Genomic DNA, 20045 nt, shown 5'->3' with positions numbered 1-20045 from the left:
GGCGCGGCGTTTGTCCTACACTTCTCGCCATGCCTGGACCGGAATTCGGTGTCCGGCCCCGTGGACTCTGCCGCGGGGCGGCCCTGTCATTGGTCCTGGCGGGCGCACTCGCCACCGTCTCGGCGACCGGTTCCTGGTCGCAGGAGGACGGGCAGCAGCCCGCAACGGCCGCACGACCTGCCTCTGCCGAGGCCGACAGGGCCACTCAGGACGCCGTCGCCAGAGCCGCCGCCGAGGCGGTCGCCGACGGCAAGTCCGGCAAGGAGGCGGCCGAGGAGGCCGTCAGCCGCAGCGGCGACCGCTGGGGCGCGGTCTACGACCCGGCGGAGTACCGGGAGTTCGAGCAGTCCCTGGACGGCCGGTACACCGGCGTCGGCCTGTGGGCCAAGCGCGGTGCCGACGGCCGCGTCCAGGTGGCCAGGGTCCAGCCGGGCTCTCCCGCCGCGAAGGCGGGCGTACGCAAGGGCGACCGGCTGCGCAGCATCGACGGCCACCGCGTCGAGGGCCGCCCGGTCACCGAGGTCGTCTCCCTGCTGCGCGGCGACCGGGCCGGCGAGCACGAGGACCGCGCCGGTACGCCGGTGGCGCTCGGCCTCGCGCGCGGCACGCACGCGTGGACCGAGAAGCTGCACCGGGCCACCCTCGCCACCGAGGCCGTCACCGTCGAGAACCTCCCCGAGGGCGCCCTGCTGATCCGGGTCGCCTCCTTCACCAAGGGCTCCGGCGAGCGGGTCCGCGACGCGGTGCGCGGTGCCCCCAGGGGCAAGGGCGTACTGCTCGACCTGCGGGGCAACCCGGGCGGTCTGGTCGACGAGGCGGTCACCGCCGTCTCGGCCTTCCTGGACGGCGGACTGGTGGCGACGTACGACGACCGGGGCAGGCAGCGGGCCCTGCACGCGCGGCCGGGCGGGGACACCGAGAGACCGGTGGTCGCGCTCGTCGACGGCGGCACCATGAGCGCCGCCGAGCTCGCGGTGGGCGCGCTCCAGGACCGGGGCCGGGCGCTGACGGTCGGCTCGCGCACCTTCGGCAAGGGCTCGGTGCAGAAGCCGAGCAAGCTGGCGGACGGCTCGGTCGCCGAGCTGACCGTCGGCCACTACCGCACTCCCGCGGGCCACAGCCTCGACGGCCGGGGCATCACCCCCGACCTCGCGGTCACCGAGCGGGCCAAGGAACGGGCGCAGACAGTATTGAGTGGCCTTCAGGGGGGCTCGTAGTGCGAAAATGACCGCACTATGGCTAAGGAAAAGGACCCCAAGCGCAAGATCATCGCGCAGAACAAGAAGGCCCGGCACGACTACACCATCCTCGACACCTACGAGTGCGGACTCGTGCTCATGGGCACCGAGGTCAAGTCCCTGCGGCTCGGCCGGGCGTCGCTGGTGGACGGCTTCGTGCAGATCGACGGCGGCGAGGCGTGGCTGCACAACATCCACGTACCGCTGTACTCGCAGGGCACCTGGACCAACCACGCGGCCAGGCGCAAGCGCAAGCTGCTGATGCACCGGGCCGAGATCGACAAGCTGCAGTCGAAGTCGAACGAGACGGGCCACACGGTGGTGCCCCTCGCGCTCTACTTCAAGGACGGCAGGGTCAAGTGCGAGATCGCGCTCGCCAAGGGCAAGAAGGAGTACGACAAGCGTCAGACGCTCCGCGAGAAGCAGGACACCCGCGAGACCAACCGCGCCATCGCGGCGGTCAAGCGCAAGGAACGCGGCCACCTGTAAGCACGGACGGGCAGCCGTCCGGGGCGTCCGGGGACGGTCGCGGGGAATTGGCTGGCATCGTCGGACGTTGGTCACGTACGATGGGCATCGCACCCCACATGGTGATGGGGCCAGCGACGGAGCGGGTGGCGCAAGCCCCCCGACCCACTTTGAAAAATCAACATGGGGATGATCGGTTTCGACAGCGGATGTCGAAGCAGGGGAAGCGTGTCGAGGAAGCGGCAATGATCTCGTTAACCATATGTCGCAACCAATAATCGCCAACACCAAGCGCGATTCCTTCGCCCTCGCTGCCTAAGTAGCGACTTGCGAAGTGTCAGCCCGGGGGTGATCCCGACCCGGATCCTGGCATCATCAAGGGATCTAAACTTCTAGGCCCGGTCACGGGACCTGGAAGGAAATCAAACAGTGACTGAGCCCGTCGGAGACTTGTCTGCGTGATCTCCGGGGCCGAGAAAATCGCAGCAGACTGCACACGGAGAAGCCCTGATTCTGCACCGTTGGACGCGGGTTCGATTCCCGCCATCTCCACAATTTCCATGTTGAGCGAAGGCCCGACCGCCCCTGGCGGCCGGGCCTTCGTCATGTCCGGGCCTTCGTCATGTCCGGGCGTTCCTCGTGTCCGGGCCTTCGTCGTGTCCCGGCTTCACCCGGACAGGTGAAAGGAGGGTGGGTGAGAGGAGCGCCGGCGTCCGGCGGCTCCGACGGCCGAGCGTGCCGATGGTTGTACGGCGGGGTTGTCATATGCGTCACGTGATGTCTTATGCACCACATAAATATGGGTTAAAGGGGTCAAAACGGGCACGGAATGACTCATTCCGGCTCTCGGTATGTCATTGGTGTGTGACAAGAGTGCACTCGGGATAAGGAGGGCCACCGGCGTGCGCTACATTCATCGTCCGGGTGCAGTGTGATAGGGCGCTTGGACGGGTGGGGGCCGGTCCAAAGATGCTGTCCAGTGAGTCGCGCGCGCCCACCGATGAATCAGTCAGTGGGGGATGTGCGGACAGCTGTGAACAATATGCAAAAGGGTGCCGACACCGGTCAGACCCGACAGATACGTCAGATACGCGACGTGGACGACCGGACGATGCAGCTCGACTCCGTCGGGCCCGAGTTCGCCCGTCGCGGCCACTCCGAGCCCCTCCTGCCCGAGTTGTCGACGGAGGGCGCCGACGGCCCCGTCTTCGTCGACGAGAGCGGACGCCGCGGAAAGAAGTTCCGCAGGCTCGGCTGGGTGCTCGGTGCCATCTGCGCCGTGTACGCGGCCATGCTCGTCGCCTCCCTCATCGGCGGAAACTCCTTCGCTCCCGGTCTGTTGATCCCCGGGAAATCGGAGGAGAAGGCCGAGAAGGTCAAGTCCGAGCCCAGCCCCACCCCTTCGGTGCCCAAGGCCGGTGACCTTCCCCCGGTCGGCGGCAACCAGCTGCCCGGCAACCAGGGCAGCCAGCCCCCCAGCACGGACGGCAAGGTCCCCGCGGGCGGCACCAAGGGCAGCCCCGACCCGAAGAACACCCCGGCCGGCACGAAGCCGCCCGTCAACCCGCCCACCAAGCCCGGCGGCGCCGCTGCCGCCGCAGCCGGTGGAGGCGGTGCCGCAGCCGCGGGCGGTGCGGCAGCGCCAGGCGGAGCGGGAGCAGGCGGAGCCGCCCCGGGCGGTGCCGGTGACGGCGGTGCCGCACCCGGTGGTGCCGGTGACGGTGGTGCCGGCGACGGCGGCGCGGCTCCCGGTGGTGCCGATGACGGCGGCGTGGCTCCCGGTGGCGCCGGTGACGGCGGCGCGACTCCCGGTGGTGCGGCGGGCGACCCCACCACAGACCCCGAACCTCCCGTGGACCCCGCCAACCCGGCTCAGTAGAAGGCACGGCACGTAGATGTCCAACCCCCGCAGGCGTTCCTCCCAGGGCGCCCGCCGCTCCGCCGCGCGCACACGCTCCCGGCGGCGCTGGTTCCCGATGCGTTACCTGCTGCCGCTGCTGGTGCTCGGCGCAATGATGGCCATGCTGATGCTGCGCGGCTACGTACACAACGAGATCACGCCCGACCACCGCGTCCGCGAAGCGATCGACTCCTTCACCGTCCCCAAGGAGATCCTCAAGGGCGGGCCGGTCATCGACGCCCGCGACCCCAAGGACCCCAAGGCGCTGCGGGTCCAGGACAAGCACATCGTCATCACCTTCGACGACGGCCCGGACCCGGTCTGGACCCCCCGCGTCCTGGACAAGCTGAAGCAGTACAACGCCCACGGCGTCTTCTTCGTCACCGGTGCCAACGCCATCCGCTACCCCGACCTGGTCAAGCGGATCGTCGACGAGGGGCACGAGGTGGGGGTGCACACCTTCAACCACCCCGACCTCTCGTACAAGACCAAGAACGGCATCGACTGGGAGTTCTCCCAGACCCAGCTGGCGATCGCCGGTGGTGCCGGGGTGCACACCTCGCTGTTCCGGCCCCCGTACTCCTCCATGTCCAGCGCGATGGACGACGCGAGCTGGCCGGTCGCCAAGTACGCGGGCGAGCTCGGCTACCTCACCGTCGTCAACGACACCGACAGTGACGACTGGCGGCGCGAGGGCGTCGAGTCGATCCTCAAGAAGGCCACGCCCAAGGGCACCAAGGGCACCATCACCCTGATGCACGACTCCGGTGGTGACCGCTCGCAGACCGTCGCCGCGCTGAACAAGTTCCTGCCGGACATGCAGAAGCGCGGCTACAAGTTCACCAACCTGACCCAGGCACTGGGCGCGCCCTCCGCGCACACCGCGATCACCGGTCTCGAACTGTGGAAGTCGAAGGCGTTCCTCGTCGCGATCTCCGTCTCGGACAACGTCACCGACGTCCTGACGGTGGGACTGGCGATCGTCGGCTCGCTCGTCATCGCCCGCTTCGTACTGATGCTGGTGCTGTCCTTCGCGCACGCCCGCAAGGTCCGCAGGCGCGGGTTCCGCTGGGGGCCGGAGATCACCAGGCCGGTCACCGTCCTGGTCCCGGCGTACAACGAGCGCGAGTGCATCGCCAACACCGTCCGCTCGTTGATGTCCAGCGACCATCCGATCGAGGTCATCGTCATCGACGACGGCTCCACGGACGGCACCGCGGACATCGTCGAGCAGATGCGGCTGCCCAACGTCCGCGTCGTGCGCCAGCTGAACTCGGGCAAGCCCGCCGCGCTCAACAACGGCATCCGGCACGCCCGTTACGACATCATCGTGATGATGGACGGCGACACGGTCTTCGAGCCGTCCACCGTCCGCGAGCTGGTCCAGCCCTTCGGCGACCCGCGCGTCGGCGCGGTCGCCGGTAACGCCAAGGTCGGCAACCGCGACTCGCTGATCGGCGCCTGGCAGCACATCGAGTACGTGATGGGCTTCAACCTGGACCGCCGCCTGTACGACATGCTCGGCATCATGCCGACCATCCCCGGCGCGGTCGGCGCCTTCCGTGCGGACGCACTGCACCGCGTGGGCGGCATGAGCGAGGACACCCTCGCCGAGGACACCGACATCACCATGGCGTTTCACCGCGACGGCTGGAAGGTCGTGTACGCGGAGGACGCGCGCGCGTGGACCGAGGCGCCGGAGTCCGTCCAGCAGCTGTGGTCGCAGCGCTACCGCTGGTCGTACGGCACCATGCAGGCCATCTGGAAGCACCGCCGCGCGTTCATAGAGCGGGGTCCCTCGGGCCGCTTCGGCCGGATCGGCCTGCCGATCGTCTCGCTGTTCATGGTGCTCTTCCCGCTGCTCGCACCGCTGATCGACATCTTCCTGATCTACGGCCTGATCTTCGGCCCGACCGGCAAGACGATCATCGCGTGGTTCGGTGTGCTGGCGCTCCAGGGCATCTGCGCGGCCTACGCGTTCCGCCTGGACAAGGAGAAGATGACGCACCTCGTCACCTTGCCGCTCCAGCAGATCCTGTACCGCCAGATCATGTACGTCGTACTGCTGCAGTCCTGGATCACCGCCCTCACCGGCGGCCGGCTCCGCTGGCAGAAGCTGCGCCGCACCGGCGCGGTCGAGGCACCGGGGGCCCTGCCGGGCCAGCGGCGCAACGCTGATCAGGAGAGGTGGCCGGTCGGATGAGCCACGGATATCCGGGGCCGAACGGCGAGGGCCACGGCGACGAGGACGAGGGCTCCATACCCCCGCCGCCGCCCCAGCAGGGCGGCGGCTGGCCGAGGGTGCGCAACAACCCGGGCCCTTCGATGTACGGCCAGAGCTCCAACGGCTATCCGCAGGCCGGGGGTTACCCGCAGACGGGTGGCTACCCGCAGGCGGGTGGGTACCAGCAGTCCGGCGGGTACCAGCAGACCGGTGGGTACCAGCAGCAGGGGGGCGCCGGTTATGCGGAGCCCTATGCTCCGGAGGCGTACGTTCCGGAGCCGTACGGGAATGACTCGTACGGCAACGACTCGTACGGCACCGAGGCGTACAACGGCAGCCATTACGGCAGCAGCGCCGACAGCGCCGGCAACAACGGCACCACCACCGCCTTCCCGCAGCAGCAGTTCGACGACGAGCCGGAGCAGGAGCAGACCCCTGCCTTCGCCCGTACGGCGGTGCAGGACCCGCCCCGTCCCTGGGCCGACTCCGGCCGCGGGGCGGACGGGGAAGGCGACGGGGAAGGCGACGGCGAGCAGAAGGCGAAGGCGGAGGCGCCCAAGAAGCCGGGCCGTGACCGCTATCTCGACCTGCTGCGGGCCATCGCGCTCGTCCGCGTCGTGTTCTTCCACGTCTTCGGCTGGGCGTGGCTGACGGTCATCTTCCCGTCCATGGGCGTGATGTTCGCGCTGGCCGGGTCGCTGATGGCGCGTTCGCTGGCGCGGCCCGCGATGAGCGTCATCAAGAGCCGTATCCGGCGACTGCTGATCCCGTTCTGGCTGTTCTCGGTCTTCATGCTGGTCGCGCTGTTCCACGGCGGGTGGAAGCCCAACGGGGACGACGAGCCGATCATGTGGTGGTGGATCAAGCTCGTCTGGTGGTTCGTACCGATCGGGGCTCCCCAGGCGCCCTGGGAGGCGGGGTCCGAGGGCGGTCTGATGGGGCTCGAATGGGCCGCGCAGGCGTCGGGTCCGCTCTGGTACATCCGGGCGTACCTGTGGTTCGTGGTGCTCTCGCCGCTGATGCTCAAGGCGTTCCGCAAGCTGCCCTGGGTGACGATGCTGGCGCCGCTGGCGCTGTCGGCGGTGCTCGGCCTGAAGCTGATCGAGATCCCCGGCGAGACCGGGAACGCGATCCAGGACTTCACCACCTTCGCCTCCTGCTGGATCCTCGGCTTCGCCCACAACGAGGGCACGCTGAAGAAGCTCAAGGCGTACATGATCCCGACGTTCTCGGCGTTCGTGATGGCGCTGGGGCTGTGGTGGGCGGCCACCCACATCGGCGAGGCAGGCTGGAACTTCGACGAGATCCCGACCGCCAACGCGCTGTGGTCGCTGGGCTTCTGCGCGATCCTGCTGCACTACTCGCCGTCCTGGCAGGAGTTCCCGGACAAGCTGAAGGGGTTCGACACCCCGATCACGCTGGCCAACAACCGGGCCGTGACGATCTATCTCTGGCACGAGATGGCGATCATGCTGGCGATTCCGATCATCGACCAGATGTGGGGGCTGCCGTTCGGCATCGGGGAGATGCTCAGCCCTTACCTGGGGAAGCTGTACCAGGTGCTGATGTTCGTCCTGGCGTGGCCGTTGATCGCGCTGTTCATCGCGAGCTTCGGGTGGACGGAGGACTTCGCGGCGAAGCGGAAGCCGAGGCTTTGGCCGAACGGGGCGAAGCGGAAGAAGGCCGCGGCGGGGAGCTGAGGATCCCTTGCCGGGGGCGGGAGGGGGCGGTGTCGCGCCTGTGGCGGGCGATGCCCCTCCCCGCCCCTTCACCTGAACCGCTCCGCGGGGCCAGGGGTTGCTTACACGCGGGCCGGTGGGTGGTTGCTCGCGCCCGCCCGGCGGAGCCGCACATCGACACAGCCCCGCGCCCCAGAGTGCTCAGGGGCGGGGGAGGGTGTGCAAGTGGCCGTTGTTGTTGTATGGGGGGTGGGGCGGTAGTTCGCGTACGAAGGTGAAGCCCGCTCGTTCCGCCGTTCGGCACGACGCCGTGTTCGCCACTCCGTGGAAGAGTTCCAGGTGCGTCAGCTCCTGCGGCGTGTGCGTGGCGAACGCCCACCGCGCCACCGCTCCCGCCGCCCGCGAAGCGACCCCCCGTCCCCTCCACCGTCCCGCCGTCCAGTAGCCGACCTCCGCCGTGCTCGTCGCGCCCGTGGCCCCGGCCGGTCGTTTGAGGACCGCGTGGCCCGCCAGGGCGCCCGTTTCGGGGCACGTGACCGCGAAGCTCCACCTCGTGCCCGCCGCCCAGGCCTCCCGCTCCCCGGACAGCCACGCCTCGGCCTCCTCCTCCGTCGAGACGTCGATGCTGACCGTGCTCAGGTCCGACGTACGGCAGACCTCCGCGAGTGCGGGCGCGTCCGGGAGGGACCAGGGGCGGAGTGTCAAGCCGTCGGCGTACAGGGTGAGTTCGGTGGTCGTCATGCGCTCACCGTACGGGCGCGGTACCAGGGGTTCCGGTGCGGGGCGGCTGCGGGCACTCTGGGAGTACGGCGACCCCGGAGGGCATCGGCATGGGCGCGGGCGGCACGGTCGGCACGTATGCGTGGTGGTTCGACTCCGGGCGGGTCTGTCTCGACCTGCTCGCGACCCGGACCAGGGGAGAGGAACTCCTGGGCTGCCCGGGGCGGTTGGGGGAGTGGCTGGGCGGGTCGGGGCTGGTGCCCGCCGGGACCAGGCTGCGTGGAGTTGATGAGGAGTGGGTTGCTCGCTTCTGTCAATTGAGGGAGTGTGCGCGGGAGTTGGTGGATGCGGCGGGGCGTGGGTCGGATGCGTTGCTGGAGCAGGTGAACGCGCTGGCCGCCGTCCCGCCGCCCGCGCCCCGGGCCGTCCGTGCCCCCGACGGCTCGCTGGTGTGCGCGCTGGCCGTCGAACCCCGCTGCGAGCAGCTCCTCGCGGCCGTCGCCCGGGACGTCGTCGGGCTCCTCACCGACCCCGCCGCCCGCGGCGCCCTGCGCCGCTGCGAGGGCGACAACTGCGCCCGCCTGTACCTCGATACGTCCCGGGGCCACCGCCGCCGCTGGTGCTCCAGCGAGGTCTGCGGCAACCGGGAGCGGGTCGCCAGGCACCGCCGCCGGGCCGCCGTCGCGGCAGTGGCCGCGCAGGCGTAGGCAGCCCGCATTGGCGCCGTACGAGAAGATCTTGCGCTCCCGTTGAGTCGTACGCACCCGTCCGCGCGTACAGGAGGTCGACGAATTCCCAGAGGGGCTCGACCGGGAGGTTGAAGGTGCGCGAGGATGCCGCCGTGGCCGATGACCGTCCGCAGTGGGCCCGGCATCGCAGAGTGAGCAGGGGTGTCAACCAGCCTTCGCCCGAAGAGGAGTTGATGCGTCTTCTCTATCGCGACCACGCCGGTCCGCTGCTCGCCTTCGTGCTGCGTCTCGTCGCCGGCGACCGCCAGCGTGCCGAGGACGTCGTGCAGGAGACGCTCATCCGTGCCTGGAAGAACGCCGGTCAGCTCAACCGGGCCACCGGCTCCGTACGCCCCTGGCTGGTGACGGTCGCCCGACGGATCGTCATCGACAACCACCGCAGCCGGCAGGCCCGGCCGCAGGAGGTCGAACCGTCGCCGCTGGAGGTCCTGCCCGCGGAGGACGAGATCGACAAGGCGCTGTGGTTGATGACGCTGAGCGATGCGCTGGACGATCTGACGCCGGCCCACCGGGAAGCACTCGTCGAGACCTACTTCAAGGGACGTACGGTCGGTGAGGCGGCCGAAGTCCTCGGCGTACCCAGCGGGACCGTCAGGTCCCGGGTCTTCTACGCGCTCCGCTCGATGAAGCTGGCGCTTGAGGAACGAGGAGTGACGGCATGACCCCGGACATCACCCCGCCGGACCGGGAGCGCGCCGACCTTGAATCGGTCCACGACGCCGTCGCCGCGTACTCCCTCGGCATTCTGGACGAGAGCGAGTCCGCCGCCTTCGAGGCGCACCTGGCCGGCTGCGACCTCTGCGCCGCCCAGCTCGACGACTTCGCGGGTATGGAGACGATGCTCGCCGCCCTGGCCGAACCCCCGGGCCCGCCAAGGGAGTTGACCCCGCCAAGCCCCGCCCTGCTCACCGGTCTGGTCGACGAGGTGTCGGCCCAGCGGGCCCGCCGCAGGAGGCGCGGACTGTATCTGGTCGCGGCGGCGGCAGCGGTGGTGATCGGGGGATCGGGTGCGGTCGTCCTCGCCGCCGCCGACAACAGCGAACCGGGCCCCGGCATCGCCCTGCCCGACCCCCACCCCACCAGCCCCGCCGAGGACGCCTTCTTCCACCACATGACGAAGAAGGTCGAGGCCACCGACCCCCTCACCAAGGTCAGCGCGGTCGTCGGCACCGAGTCCAAGGGCTGGGGCACCCACACCGTCATGGAGCTCAAGAACGTCAAGGGCCCGCTCAAGTGCAGCCTGGTCGCCGTCGGCAAGAACGGCGACGAGGAGGTCGTCTCCAGCTGGTCCGTCCCCAAGTGGGGGTACGGGATCCCCGCCAGCACCCACCCGAGCGCCAGGAACCCGCTCTACATCCACGGCGGCGCCGCCATGGCGGCCAAGGACATCGACCGGTTCGAGGTCCGGACATTCGACGGCAAAGCCCTGGTGAAAGTCGAGGCCTGACATAACGGTCCCCTTCGCGTACGGTTGACGGCTGCCCAATGCACGTCAGAAGGGGGCCTCGGTGGCCGCGCAGGATGCCGCTGTCGATTCGGTCCGCGACCGTGAAATCGGCGCGGAACAGGATCATCTGGATCGGGTGTACCGCCGTCTTGAGGAGAAGATCCACGAGGCCGAGTTCCTGATGAACGACGCCGCCAAGCGGGGTCAGGTCGGCACGCCCGGCGCGCTCGCCGAGCGCGACGCGCAGGTCTTCCGGGCGGGGGTGCACCTCAACCGTCTCAACAACGAGTTCGAGGACTTCCTCTTCGGACGGATCGACCTGCTCCACGGCAAGGACGGCAAGAAGGGCGAGGACGGCGCCTTCACGTCGGTCGAGCCGGCCGACGACGCCGTACGGGAGGACGCGGAGGGGGCCGTCACCGCCGACATCGGCGAGACCCTGCACATCGGGCGCATCGGAGTGCTGGACTCCGACTACGCCCCGCTGGTGATCGACTGGCGGGCGCCCGCCGCCGCGCCGTTCTACCGCTCCACGCCCAAGGACCCGGGCCGGGTGGTGCGCCGCCGGGTGATCCGCTCCAAGGGCCGCCGGGTGCTGGGCGTCGAGGACGACCTGATGCGGCCGGAGCTGACCGCGTTCCTGGCCGGCGAGAAGCTGGCCGTGCTCGGCGACGGCGCGCTGATGGCCGCGCTCGGCCAGGCCCGCAGCCACACCATGCGCGACATCGTCTCCTCCATCCAGGCCGAGCAGGACCTGGTCATCCGGGCCCCCGCCGCCTCCGTCACGGAGGTCGCGGGCGGCCCCGGCACCGGCAAGACGGCCGTCGCCCTGCACCGCGCCGCCTACCTCCTCTACCAGGACCGGCGCCGCTACGCGGGCGGCATCCTGATCGTCTCGCCGACCCCGCTGCTGGTCTCGTACACCGAGGGCGTGCTGCCCTCGCTGGGCGAGGAGGGGCAGGTGGCGATCCGGGCGCTGGGCTCGCTGGTCGACGGAGCCGAGGCGACCACGTACGACGAACCGAACATCGCCCGCATCAAGGGCTCCTCTCGCATGCTGAAGGTGCTGCGGAAGGCGGCCAGGGGGGCGCTGGAGACCCCTGGGACGCCCGTACCGCAGGACGAGGAGGACCAGGAGGGCCAGCTCTCGTTCGGGGACTTCGGGGACTTCGGAGAGGAGGCCGAGGATTCACGGCCCGCCGTGCGGACCGACCTCCTGCGGGTCGTCGCCTTCGGCGCGCGGCTGGAACTGGAGGCTTCCGACCTCCAGCGCATCCGCAACAACGTCCTCGGCGGCAGTGCCCCGGTCAACCTGCTGCGCCCGCGCGCCCGCAAGCTGCTCCTGGACGCCCTCTGGTCGAAGTCGGGCGGCCGGGGCCGGCACACCGACCCCGAGCTGGCCGCCGAACTGCGGTCCTCCTTCGACGACGACGTCTCCTCCGAGGACTCCTTCCTGGACTTCCTGAACGCCTGGTGGCCCGAGCTGACCCCGCGCGGGGTGCTCGCCGCGATGGCCGACGAGAAGCGGCTCGGCCGGTGGGCCCGGCGGATCCTCAATCCGCGCGAGGTACGGCAGCTGGCCCGCTCGCTGGGCCGCGAGGAGCTGTCCGTCCACGACGTGGCGCTCCTCGACGAGCTCCAGCTCCTGCTCGGCACCCCGGCCAAGCCCAAGCGCAAGCGCGAGTACGACCCGCTGGACGCGCTCACCGGCCTGGAGGAGCTGATGCCGCAGCGCGAGGAGACCCAGTGGGAGCGCGCCGAGCGCCTGGCCGCCGAGCGCACCGAGTACGCGCACGTCATCGTCGACGAGGCGCAGGACCTCACGCCCATGCAGTGGCGGATGGTCGGCAGACGCGGCCGCACCGCCACCTGGACGGTGGTCGGGGACGCCGCCCAGTCCTCCTGGACCGACCCGGCCGAGGCCGCCGAGGCCCGCGACGAGGCGCTGGGCGCGCGCCCGCGCCGCAAGTTCGAGCTGACCGTCAACTACCGCAACCCGGCCGAGATCGCGGAGCTCGCGGCGAAGGTGCTCGCCCTGGCCGCCCCGGACATGAAGTCCCCGAGGGCGGTGCGCTCCACCGGGGTGGTGCCGCGCTTCGCCGTCGTACAGGGCGATCTGGAGACTTCCGTACGGGAGGAGGCGCGGCGGCTGCTTGAGCAGGTGGACGGCACCGTCGGCGTGGTCGTCGCCATGAACCGGCGGGCGCAGGCGCGGCGTTGGCTCGCCGAGCTCGGGGAGCGGGTTGTCGCGCTGGGCAGCCTGGAGGCCAAGGGGCTGGAGTACGACGCGACGGTCGTGGTCTCCCCTGCGGAGATCGCGGACGAGTCCCCAGCCGGGCTGCGGGTGCTGTACGTGGCGCTGACGCGTGCGACGCAGCAGCTCACGGTGGTGTCGGGGAAGCGGGACGCCCCTGGTGCGGACGGGGTCCCGGAGCTGCTGCGGGACTGATTTCGAGTCAACTGGCCACACGGGAATGACTTCCGTGGAGGGTTTGTTAGTCTCGAATGTGACACCGGCTCGATCCAAGCCCCCGGGCCCAACCTTAGTCGCTCAGAGCGACCACTTGCCGCGAGGCGAGCATGGCGGGCCGGTGTCGCTCAACTTCACAGCGGGCTCGTGATGAGCCTGCGGCAGGCAGGCCCGGACCGTCGGAAGCGACGGTCCGGGCCTGTTTCTTTTGGGGCTTTCGCTGAGGCGAGTGTTTCTCGTATGGTGGAAAACAGTTTCCGAAAGTGGAGTACTCATTACCCGCTACTCGCGGGTAGGTGCGACGATCGGACTGCGCCGCCCGGCCTCCCTGCCGCGGTGACGCAGCAATGAAGCTAGGGAAAGCAGAGGAAGTCGGCCATGGCAACGGCGCCCAGCGTCTCGTACTCGATGACGGTCCGACTGGAGGTCCCCGCGAGCGGGACCTCGGTCAGCCAGCTCACCTCGGCCGTCGAAGCCTCCGGCGGCTCCGTGACCGGCCTCGACGTCACCGCATCCGGTCACGAGAAGCTGCGGATCGACGTCACGATCGCCGCGACCTCGACCTCGCACGCGGACGAGATCGTCGAAAAGCTCCGCGGCGTCGAGGGCGTCGTGCTCGGGAAGGTTTCCGACCGTACGTTCCTGATGCACCTCGGCGGCAAGATCGAGATGGCGTCCAAGCACCCCATCCGCAACCGTGACGACCTCTCGATGATCTACACGCCGGGCGTCGCCCGCGTCTGCATGGCCATCGCCGAGAACCCCGAGGACGCACGCCGCCTCACCATCAAGCGCAACACCGTCGCGGTCGTCACCGACGGCTCCGCGGTGCTGGGCCTGGGCAACATCGGCCCGATGGCCGCCATGCCGGTCATGGAGGGCAAGGCGGCCCTCTTCAAGCGCTTCGCCGACATCGACGCCTGGCCGATCTGCCTGGACACCCAGGACACCGACGCCATCGTCGAGATCGTCAAGGCGATCGCCCCCGGCTTCGCGGGCATCAACCTGGAGGACATCTCCGCGCCGCGCTGCTTCGAGATCGAGGCCCGGCTGCGCGAGGCCCTGGACATCCCCGTCTTCCACGACGACCAGCACGGCACCGCCATCGTCGTCCTCGCCTCGCTGACCAACGCCCTGCGCGTGGTCGGCAAGTCGATCGGTGACGTACGGGTCGTCATGTCGGGCGCGGGCGCCGCCGGTACGGCGATCCTCAAGCTGCTCATCGCGGCCGGCGTCAAGCACGCGGTCGTCGCCGACATCCACGGCGTGGTGCACGCGGCCCGCGAGGACCTGGTCGCCGCCGACCCCGAGTCGCCGCTGCGCTGGATCGCCGACAACACCAACCCCGAAGGGGAGACGGGCACCCTCAAGGAGGCCGTCGTCGGCGCCGACGTCTTCATCGGCGTCTCGGCCCCCAACGTGGTCAACGGCGACGACGTGGCCGCCATGGCCGAGGGCTCCATCGTGTTCGCGCTCGCGAACCCGGACCCCGAGGTCGAGCCCGCGGTCGCCCGCCGGACGGCGGCGGTCGTGGCCACCGGACGCTCCGACTTCCCGAACCAGATCAACAACGTGCTGGTCTTCCCGGGCGTCTTCCGCGGCCTGCTCGACGCGCAGTCCCGCACCGTCAACACGGAGATGATGCTGGCCGCCGCCACGGCGCTCGCCGACGTGGTCTCCGAGGACGAGCTGAACCCGAACTACATCATCCCGTCGGTCTTCAACGACAAGGTCGCGGGCGCCGTCGCGGGTGCCGTTCGTACTGCCGCCAAGGCATTGACGGCGGACCAGGCCGCACAGGGGTGACCTGGCGCACTCGCCACGGCTGAGCGGGGCATGGTGCGTGCAGCTGCAAGGCGGAGGATTGAGACATGGCGGAGCCATGGCGATTGACGACAACGCGGCAGCTGTGCGTGCCAGGTCACGCGACCGCGGCAGGGGCCGCCGTCAATGCCTCGGGGTGGCCGGGGCGACTGTGACGGGTCCCACGTCCGCCTGACGCGCGGCGCGTCGCGGGTCCCCGGGCCTCCGGCACCCCTCTAGGGTGGCGGGCAATGAGCCAGGCAGCGCACCGTTGGCGGTGCGCTGCGGCCCGTAGACAGTCCGCAGCAGCGGGGTCGACGGAGCGTTACGACAAGAGGCAGTGACGCTCCCTGAGTGGCCTTCGGGTGACTCTGCCGGGTGCCGGATTGGCTTTCCCGCCGCTGGTGGGGGCAGGATGCGTAATCGGGCGCGAGGGTCTGGAAGTCAGACCCGGGTCCGGGGACCGTCCTAGGGCCCTGGCAGCATCGGCTTCGCTGTGCCCCACACGCGGCCACGCCGCGTGGCACACGCCTCACAGGCAAGAAGAACACGGGAGTAACAACATGAACCGCAGTGAGCTGGTGGCCGCCCTGGCCGACCGCGCCGAGGTGACCCGCAAGGACGCCGACGCCGTGCTGGCCGCGCTCGCCGAGACCGTCGGCGAGATCGTCGCCAAGGGCGACGAGAAGGTCACCATCCCCGGCTTCCTGACCTTCGAGCGCACCCACCGTGCCGCTCGTACCGCTCGTAACCCGCAGACCGGCGACCCGATCCAGATCCCGGCCGGCTACAGCGTGAAGGTCTCCGCGGGCTCCAAGCTCAAGGAAGCCGCCAAGGGCAAGTAACACCCCGAGGCAACTCGCAGTACCAGGCTCGACCGAGAGGGGCGGCCGTCCGGAACACGCCGGGCGGGCGCCCCTCTCGGCATGTCCGGGGGCGTACGGGGCGGCCCGTGGGGCGGTTCTCACGGCTTTGCCAGGTGTACGTCCTCCAGTGACGTCACCACGACCGTCCTGGCCCCCGCCTCGATGCCCGGCACGGACGGGACCGCCAGGAGGCGGCAGCCCGCCGCCAGCGCCGCCGCCGCGCCGGTCGGGGTGTCCTCCACCGCCAGACAGTCGGCGGGGTCCACGCCCAGCGCCTGCGCGGCGGCCAGGTAGGGGTCCGGGTGGGGCTTGCCGCGCTCGGTCTCGCCCTGGGCGACGGAGGCGGCGAAACGTTCCGTGCCGAGGCCCTTCAGCACCAGGTCGGCGACCTTGCGCTCGGACGCCGTGACCAGCGCCACCGGTATGCCGAGCTCGCGGGCCAGGTCCAGCAGGCGCAGGGCGCCGGGCTGGACGGTGACCCCGGCGGCCACCAGTGCGGTGAACTCCCGGTCCAGCCGCGCGGCCGTGCCGGTGATGCCGTGCCGCTCCGCGAGAAGGTGCGCGGCGGTGTCGATGGCGGCCCCGGCGAAGGGGGCCAGCGCCTCCGGGCCCGCGTCTGCCCCGTGCTCCTGGAGCAGGCCGGCGACGACCTCCAGCCACTGGTGCTCGGTGTCGACGAGGGTGCCGTCCATGTCGCAGAGGAGGGCGGCGGGGGCGGGGAGCGTGGGCATGGGGGCCTTTCGGGTCGTGCGTACCTGTCCTGCGTACCTGTCGTACGTACTTGATCACTGGACGGGTGTACGGGCCAAGAGTGCGGCGCGAGGAAAGTGGTCGGTGGGGCGGGAGGGGCGCTCGGGGAGCGCGGGAACAGTGGTGTGACCGGCGGGAATAACGCTGTGGTGTACGGGCGTCACGGACGTTGACGCCCCTTGCGGGGTGCCGGATCGTGGGCGGGGCTGGGTAGCACCTGGGGGTGCTGGACGACGGGGGTCGGCATGGGGGCAGAGGACCGGCGTGACGGGGCGCGGGACCCGAGGGAGCCGCAGGACGTGCGCAGGCCACCGGATCCGCGGGAACCGCGGGATGCGCGGCCGGAGGCGGTGGTTTCGGCTCAGGCTCCGGCTCAGGAGCCGCCGCCTCCTGCTTCGGCTCCGGCTCCGACCGTGCCCTCGCAGGCCTCCGAGCTGCCCGGCGGGGAGCCGCACTCCCCGGGGCCGCCGCCCGCAGGGCCGTACGGGGGATTCCCGGGATACGGCCCGCCGCCTCCGCCCCCGCCTCCCGCGCGGCCGCCCACCGTCGGGCCGCCGCCCGAGGCCGATGCGGCGCGGGCGGTCGGGGCCGGGCTGCTCAATCTGTCCGGGCTGGGGCTCGGATACGTGCTGCTGCGGCAGTGGGCCGGGGCCGCCGTGTGCCTCGCCGCGACCGCCGCGCTGTTGGTCTACGCGCTGCCCGCCGACGTGGACGGGGTGTCGGGCTGGGCGGTGCTCGGATACGTCGCGGTGCTGGTGCTGGCGGCGCTGGACGGGGCGCGCCGTGGATTGCGTACGCGAAAGGCACTGCCGGTGCGGCCGTACGTGGCCGTCGCCCTGGGCGTCGTACTGCTGGCGGTTCCGGCCGGCGGGGCCGTCCTCTACCGGGGGGCGCAGGACGAGGCCGTCGAGAAGATGCTGCTCGCGCGGCTCGCGGAGACCGACAAGGTGGTGGCGCGGGCCAAGTCCGTCAACTTCAGCGCGGCGGAGCCCGATTACCGGGCCGCGCTCACCCAGTACGGCCGGCTGGTGCGTGAGCACGGGGACTCGCGGGCCGCGAAGCAGGTGCCGGCCCGGCTGGACGCGTACTACAAGGCGGTCGCCGCGCCCTACGCGCAGGGCCAGTACTGCGAGGCCGTCGGGCCGTTGACGTACCTGCGCACCGTGCCCGGCACGATCGGCGAGGAGACGGCGGGCAAGCTGGCGCCCTGGCCGGACGGGCGGCTCGCGACGTCGCTGTACGAGTGCGGGATGAAGGGACTCGGCGCCGCCAGTGGCGGGGGCAGTGAACTGGCCGAGCTGCTGCGGACGTTCCCCGGCACCGACCAGGCGGGCAAGGTCGAGCCCGGGGTGCGGGCCAGGATCGCCGAGCGCACGAAGGCCCTCGACGGCGGCGACCCCTGCCCGGTCACCGAGGAGCTGCGACGCATCGGAACAACCGCCTCCGGGCTGCCGGGCGCCGCCGCCACCACCTTGCGCGCGGACGCCGACGGGGCGGTGGAGAGCGGGGTCTGGTCCTGCGGCCTCGACCAGTACCGGGACAAGAAGTTCTCCGACGCCCGCGCGACCCTTGCCGGATTCGCGGACACGTACGCGAACAACCCCAACGCGGGCCGGGCGCGCACCATCGCCATCGCGGCGGAGATCGCCGTCAACCGGCCCGCGGCCGGAGCGGGGCTGCCGCCCGCCTCGGCGCCCGGCGGGGACCGGATGAGCTACGTGATCAGCAACGACTCCCCGAGCCCGACCGTCATCCTCTACACCGGGCCGATCACCGGGAGCTTCAGCATGCCGGGGTGCGCGGGCTGCCGGTCGTACGGGAGCGAGGCGTCGGCGCGGGGCACGGCCTGCAAGGACACCAGCAAGAGCTACCCCAAGCACCGGCTGTCGCTGCCTGCCGGGAAGTACTACTTCCTGTCGAAGCCGTCGGGCACCGGTGCGCGGCCGGGGCAGGGCAACATCGAGGGGACCGTCCGGCCCGGTTACACGTACACCCAGTGCACGTACAGCGTGAACCCGTTCGGGATCGACCTGCCGCAGCCGCCGGGGACGCGGGCGGGTTACTACGGACGGTAGGAACGCCTGCGCCGAGGGGCGGCCACCTCTGTGACGAGGTGGCCGCCCCTCGGCGGCGTACGGACGGGCTGTGCGACCCGGAGGGTCTGCAGGCCGGTCTAGACGAGTGCGCCGCCCGGCAGTTCGACCTTGGCGCCGAGCTTTTCGAGTTTCTCCATGAAGTTCTCGTAGCCGCGGTTGATCAGGTCGATGCCGTGCACGCGGCTGGTGCCCTGGGCGGCGAGGGCCGCGATCAGGTACGAGAAGCCGCCGCGCAGGTCGGGGATGACCAGGTCGGCGCCCTGCAGCTTGGTCGGTCCGGAGACGACCGCCGAGTGCAGGAAGTTGCGCTGGCCGAAGCGGCAGTGGGAGCCGCCCAGGCACTCGCGGTAGAGCTGGATCTGCGCGCCCATCTGGTTGAGCGCGGAGGTGAAGCCGAGCCGGGACTCGTAGACCGTCTCGTGGACGATCGACAGGCCGGTGGCCTGCGTGAGCGCCACGACCAGCGGCTGCTGCCAGTCGGTCTGGAAGCCGGGGTGGACGTCGGTCTCCAGCGCGATGGACTTCAGCGCACCGCCCGGGTGCCAGAAGCGGATGCCCTCGTCGTCGATCTCGAAGGCGCCGCCGACCTTGCGGTAGGTGTTGAGGAAGGTCATCATCGAGCGCTGCTGGGCGCCGCGCACGTAGATGTTGCCCTCGGTGGCCAGCGCCGCCGACGCCCAGGAGGCCGCCTCCAGGCGGTCCGGGAGCGCGCGGTGGGTGTAGCCGTCCAGCCGGTCCACGCCGGTGACGCGGATGGTGCGGTCGGTGTCCATCGAGATGATCGCGCCCATTTTCTGCAGTACGCAGATCAGGTCCTCGATCTCGGGCTCGACGGCCGCGTTCGACAGCTCGGTGACGCCCTCGGCGAGGACGGCGGTGAGCAGGACCTGCTCGGTCGAGCCGACGGACGGGTACGGCAGGCGGATCTTGCAGCCGCGGAGGCGCTGGGGGGCCTCCAGGTACTGGCCGTCCGCCCGCTTCTCGATGGTCGCGCCGAACTGGCGGAGCACCTCGAAGTGGAAGTCGATCGGCCGGCCGCCGATGTCGCAGCCGCCCAGGCCGGGGATGAACGCGTGGCCGAGGCGGTGCAGCAGCGGGCCGCAGAACAGGATCGGGATGCGGGAGGAGCCCGCGTGCGCGTCGATGTCGGCGACGTTCGCGGACTCGACGTGCGAGGGGTCCATGATCAGTTCGCCGGGCTCGTCGCCGGGGCGGACGGTCACGCCGTGCAGCTGCAGGAGCCCGCGTACGACGCGTACGTCGCGGATGTCGGGCACGTTGCGCAGTCTGCTCGGACCGCTGCCGAGGAGGGCCGCCACCATCGCCTTGGGGACGAGGTTCTTGGCGCCGCGGACGCGGATCTCGCCCTCCAGCGGGGTGCCGCCGTGGACAAGCAGTACATCGTCAGTGCCGGTCATGTATCTCGCGTTCCGGAATCGTCGGACAGGGGGCCAAGAGGAAAGGGTAATGGGCCGGTACCCCGGTTCCGTAAGGGTGAAGGGGGTGGACGTACGTCGTGATTTCGACACAACACGCTCTGTTTTGTGTCCATCAGCGGAGGGTTACGGTCCGTTTGTGGCTGTGGGCGCGCCCTCCCGTTGCTGCTGTGCGCCCTGAGCTGCGGACCATTTCCGG

Annotated in this window: 15 protein-coding genes and 1 other RNA gene; 13 read left to right on the top strand and 3 right to left on the bottom strand. The window is 70.6% G+C overall.

Features of this window, described 5'->3' with window-relative positions; translation table 11 throughout:
• The first annotated feature begins 29 nt into the window (after positions 1-29).
• The 6 genes from ACZ5PB_RS31400 to ACZ5PB_RS31375 all read left to right on the top strand — a co-directional run bounded on the left by ACZ5PB_RS31400 (position 30) and on the right by ACZ5PB_RS31375 (position 7530).
• Positions 30-1217: a S41 family peptidase gene (locus tag ACZ5PB_RS31400; RefSeq protein ID WP_468695815.1), complete on the top strand. Its 1188-nt coding sequence runs from the start codon at positions 30-32 to the stop codon at positions 1215-1217.
• Positions 1218-1235: 18 nt separating this feature from the next.
• Positions 1236-1727: an SsrA-binding protein SmpB gene (smpB, locus tag ACZ5PB_RS31395; protein ID WP_468695813.1), complete on the top strand. Its 492-nt coding sequence runs from the start codon at positions 1236-1238 to the stop codon at positions 1725-1727.
• A 164-nt stretch (positions 1728-1891) separates the two neighbouring features.
• Positions 1892-2261, top strand: a transfer-messenger RNA (tmRNA) gene (gene ssrA, locus ACZ5PB_RS31390).
• Between the two features lie 478 nt (positions 2262-2739).
• The gene (locus ACZ5PB_RS31385; RefSeq protein ID WP_468695810.1) at positions 2740-3585 is read left to right on the top strand and encodes a hypothetical protein; all 846 of its coding nucleotides are present in this window, start codon (positions 2740-2742) and stop codon (positions 3583-3585) included.
• Positions 3586-3601: 16 nt separating this feature from the next.
• On the top strand, positions 3602-5809 hold the full coding sequence (locus ACZ5PB_RS31380) for a bifunctional polysaccharide deacetylase/glycosyltransferase family 2 protein (RefSeq protein ID WP_468695809.1): 2208 nt from the start codon (positions 3602-3604) through the stop codon (positions 5807-5809).
• Complete coding sequence (locus tag ACZ5PB_RS31375) at positions 5806-7530, top strand: acyltransferase family protein (protein WP_468695807.1); 1725 nt, start codon at positions 5806-5808, stop codon at positions 7528-7530. Before ACZ5PB_RS31380 ends, ACZ5PB_RS31375 begins: the two co-directional genes overlap by 4 nt.
• Positions 7531-7710: 180 nt before the next feature.
• On the opposite strand, the gene ACZ5PB_RS31370 is transcribed toward ACZ5PB_RS31375, so the two are convergent.
• On the bottom strand, positions 7711-8250 hold the full coding sequence (locus ACZ5PB_RS31370) for a GNAT family N-acetyltransferase (RefSeq protein WP_468695805.1): 540 nt from the start codon (positions 8248-8250) through the stop codon (positions 7711-7713).
• 89 nt (positions 8251-8339) lie between these two features.
• Here ACZ5PB_RS31370 and ACZ5PB_RS31365 point away from each other — a divergent pair, with 89 nt between their 5' ends.
• From ACZ5PB_RS31365 to ACZ5PB_RS31340, 6 genes are all read left to right on the top strand, one after another.
• Positions 8340-8936 carry a CGNR zinc finger domain-containing protein gene (locus ACZ5PB_RS31365; RefSeq protein ID WP_468695803.1) on the top strand — a complete coding sequence of 199 codons (597 nt, stop codon included), beginning with the start codon at positions 8340-8342 and terminating at the stop codon, positions 8934-8936.
• Between the two features lie 110 nt (positions 8937-9046).
• Positions 9047-9640 carry a sigma-70 family RNA polymerase sigma factor gene (locus ACZ5PB_RS31360; RefSeq protein WP_468695801.1) on the top strand — a complete coding sequence of 198 codons (594 nt, stop codon included), beginning with the start codon at positions 9047-9049 and terminating at the stop codon, positions 9638-9640.
• Positions 9637-10425: an anti-sigma factor family protein gene (locus tag ACZ5PB_RS31355; protein ID WP_468695799.1), complete on the top strand. Its 789-nt coding sequence runs from the start codon at positions 9637-9639 to the stop codon at positions 10423-10425. The genes ACZ5PB_RS31360 and ACZ5PB_RS31355 overlap by 4 nt, the downstream gene beginning before the upstream one ends.
• A gap of 61 nt (positions 10426-10486) precedes the next feature.
• The gene (locus ACZ5PB_RS31350) at positions 10487-12874 is read left to right on the top strand and encodes a HelD family protein (RefSeq protein WP_468695798.1); all 2388 of its coding nucleotides are present in this window, start codon (positions 10487-10489) and stop codon (positions 12872-12874) included.
• Positions 12875-13273: 399 nt separating this feature from the next.
• Entirely contained in the window at positions 13274-14701 is a 1428-nt protein-coding gene (locus ACZ5PB_RS31345; protein WP_468695797.1) for an NAD-dependent malic enzyme, read from the top strand.
• A gap of 560 nt (positions 14702-15261) precedes the next feature.
• A complete protein-coding gene (locus ACZ5PB_RS31340; protein ID WP_003954777.1) occupies positions 15262-15543 on the top strand; it encodes an HU family DNA-binding protein in 282 nt (93 codons plus the stop codon).
• Between the two features lie 119 nt (positions 15544-15662).
• On the opposite strand, the gene ACZ5PB_RS31335 is transcribed toward ACZ5PB_RS31340, so the two are convergent.
• Positions 15663-16295, bottom strand: a complete 633-nt coding sequence (locus tag ACZ5PB_RS31335; RefSeq protein ID WP_468695796.1) for an HAD family hydrolase — start codon at positions 16293-16295, stop codon at positions 15663-15665.
• A 432-nt stretch (positions 16296-16727) separates the two neighbouring features.
• Here ACZ5PB_RS31335 and ACZ5PB_RS31330 point away from each other — a divergent pair, with 432 nt between their 5' ends.
• The gene (locus ACZ5PB_RS31330; RefSeq protein ID WP_468695795.1) at positions 16728-18389 is read left to right on the top strand and encodes a hypothetical protein; all 1662 of its coding nucleotides are present in this window, start codon (positions 16728-16730) and stop codon (positions 18387-18389) included.
• A gap of 98 nt (positions 18390-18487) precedes the next feature.
• On the opposite strand, the gene murA is transcribed toward ACZ5PB_RS31330, so the two are convergent.
• Positions 18488-19828, bottom strand: a complete 1341-nt coding sequence (gene murA / locus ACZ5PB_RS31325) for a UDP-N-acetylglucosamine 1-carboxyvinyltransferase (protein ID WP_468695794.1) — start codon at positions 19826-19828, stop codon at positions 18488-18490.
• Between the last annotated feature and the right edge of the window lie 217 nt (positions 19829-20045).

This window comes from Streptomyces sp. NPDC032721, from assembly GCF_055579625.1.
This window is presented reverse-complemented; position numbering and strand designations above follow the sequence as displayed.

Bases quoted from the DNA above. Each gene is read 5' to 3' on its own strand.
- ACZ5PB_RS31400 (WP_468695815.1), top strand. From the start codon at position 30: ATGCCTGGACCGGAATTCGGTGTCCGGCCCCGTGGACTCTGCCGCGGG.
- smpB (WP_468695813.1), top strand. From the start codon at position 1,236: ATGGCTAAGGAAAAGGACCCCAAGCGCAAGATCATCGCGCAGAACAAG.
- ACZ5PB_RS31380 (WP_468695809.1), top strand. From the start codon at position 3,602: ATGTCCAACCCCCGCAGGCGTTCCTCCCAGGGCGCCCGCCGCTCCGCC.
- ACZ5PB_RS31375 (WP_468695807.1), top strand. From the start codon at position 5,806: ATGAGCCACGGATATCCGGGGCCGAACGGCGAGGGCCACGGCGACGAG.
- ACZ5PB_RS31370 (WP_468695805.1), bottom strand. From the start codon at position 8,250: ATGACGACCACCGAACTCACCCTGTACGCCGACGGCTTGACACTCCGC.
- ACZ5PB_RS31365 (WP_468695803.1), top strand. From the start codon at position 8,340: ATGGGCGCGGGCGGCACGGTCGGCACGTATGCGTGGTGGTTCGACTCC.
- ACZ5PB_RS31355 (WP_468695799.1), top strand. From the start codon at position 9,637: ATGACCCCGGACATCACCCCGCCGGACCGGGAGCGCGCCGACCTTGAA.
- ACZ5PB_RS31345 (WP_468695797.1), top strand. From the start codon at position 13,274: ATGGCAACGGCGCCCAGCGTCTCGTACTCGATGACGGTCCGACTGGAG.
- ACZ5PB_RS31340 (WP_003954777.1), top strand. From the start codon at position 15,262: ATGAACCGCAGTGAGCTGGTGGCCGCCCTGGCCGACCGCGCCGAGGTG.
- ACZ5PB_RS31335 (WP_468695796.1), bottom strand. From the start codon at position 16,295: ATGCCCACGCTCCCCGCCCCCGCCGCCCTCCTCTGCGACATGGACGGC.
- murA (WP_468695794.1), bottom strand. From the start codon at position 19,828: ATGACCGGCACTGACGATGTACTGCTTGTCCACGGCGGCACCCCGCTG.